The following is a 1,595-nucleotide window of genomic DNA, read 5'->3' on the forward strand; positions in this document are numbered from 1 at the left end:
TGCCCCCCGAGTACACGCGCTTCAGCTTCAGGCGCTTGGCCAGGTTGATGGGCCCGTACAGGCGCCGCTGGCGCAGCCAGTCGCCGCCGACGGTGGCCGCGCGGGCCAGCAGGGGAAAGCGCGGGAGCGACGCGGCGTTCACCCGCTCGCGGGCGGTGGCCGGCAGCGGAAGGGGCGCCAGGGCGGCGAACGCGTACACCTGCTCCAGCACCCGCTCGGGGTGCGCGGCGATGTCGTCGTGAAGCACGGCCAGCACCCGCTCCCGCCCGAACTCGCGGAACCAGCGGGGAAGGTGCGTACCGTAGCGGCTCCCCTCCAGGATGGAGGGCATGGCCTCGACGGCCGCGGCGAACGACCCCGCCACCCGCCCCTTCTTGAGGTGGTGCAGGTACAGCGAAAAGGTGCGCTCGGCCGGGTGCCGCAGGTTGGCGACCACCAGGGCGCCGGGGCTGTGCTCGCGGACGCGCCGGGCCGCCTCGGGGTGCTCCAGGTAGGTGGGGCCCACCTCGGCCAGCCGCTGCCCGGGACGCGCGTGCCGGAAGTGCGACGCGTACCACGCTTCGCCATTGCCGAAGCGGAGGTCGAAGAAGAACGTTTCCTTGACGCCCTGGGGAAAGCACAGGTCCGGGTGCCCGCGCAGGCACTCGTACAGCCAGGTGGTGCCGGCTCGCTGCGGGCCGATTCCGACCAGGTCCAGTTTCATGGCGCGCCTCCCGCCCTGCTCCCACGCCTCACCCGGCCTCCGCCGCGCGTTCGGCGAAGACGAACAGGGTGGGCTTCACGAAGTGCGGCGCGTGCCGCTGGTGCGCCACCCCGAACCGGTACAGCAGGCGCGAAAACCCGAAGTGGGCGGGCTCGGCCTGGTACCCGTACACGTAGTGGCTGAAGCCGTGGCGGCTGAGCATGCGCCGGAGCTTCCACACCGTGTTGCAGCGGTAGACGGTGGGAAACACGTCGCGCTCCTCGCGGGCGTCGCGGGCGTACGCCGTGCGAACCACCTTCGCGTGGTACCGGCCGGGGACCACGCGGGCCAGGACGCCGAAGTAGCTGAACACGTTGGTGGTGCGCATGCACAGCTTTCCGCCGGGACGCAGCACCCGCCGCACCTCGGAAAAGAACAGGGCCGGGTCGGCCACGTGCTCCAGGACGAAGTTGCTGACCACCATGTCGACTGACGCGTCGGGGAGGGGCCAGGGCTTCGCCGGGTCCAGCAGGTGGAACTCGTCGAGGGTGGGGTTTTCGGCGGCGTCGGGGTCCACGTCGATCCCGATCACCCGCGCGCAGCGGCCGCGCAGCGACGACAGCTCGCGGCGCACGTCGACGGTGTCCTCGGAAGCCTTGCCGCGCCCGCACCCCACGTCGAGCACCCGGTGCTCGGGGCGCAGCAGGGCGTTCACGCGCAGGTAGAAGATGATCCCCTGGTCCTGGTCGGTGAAGCCGCCGTACCGGCTCTGCGGGTAGAAGCGGGTCCTGAGGTCGGTCGACTGGGTCGCCACTCGCGGCTCTCGAAGAAGTTGGGATTGCTGGGGGCGCGTCAGGCCGCCGCGGCGGGCCGGGGCCGGATTTCGTCGTACACGGCGCAGACCTGCCCCACG

General features: G+C 71.7%; 2 protein-coding genes. Both read right to left on the bottom strand.

Annotated elements, in window-relative coordinates:
• The coding region (locus VIB55_RS06580; protein ID WP_331875874.1) for a sulfotransferase at positions 1-703 on the bottom strand (703 nt) is incomplete at its 3' end.
• A 28-nt stretch (positions 704-731) separates the two neighbouring features.
• Positions 732-1,496 carry a class I SAM-dependent methyltransferase gene (locus VIB55_RS06585; RefSeq protein ID WP_331875875.1) on the bottom strand — a complete coding sequence of 255 codons (765 nt, stop codon included), beginning with the start codon at positions 1,494-1,496 and terminating at the stop codon, positions 732-734.
• Positions 1,497-1,595 lie beyond the last annotated feature (99 nt).

The sequence above is a fragment of the Longimicrobium sp. genome (genome assembly GCF_036554565.1).
GTDB lineage: Bacteria > Gemmatimonadota > Gemmatimonadetes > Longimicrobiales > Longimicrobiaceae > Longimicrobium.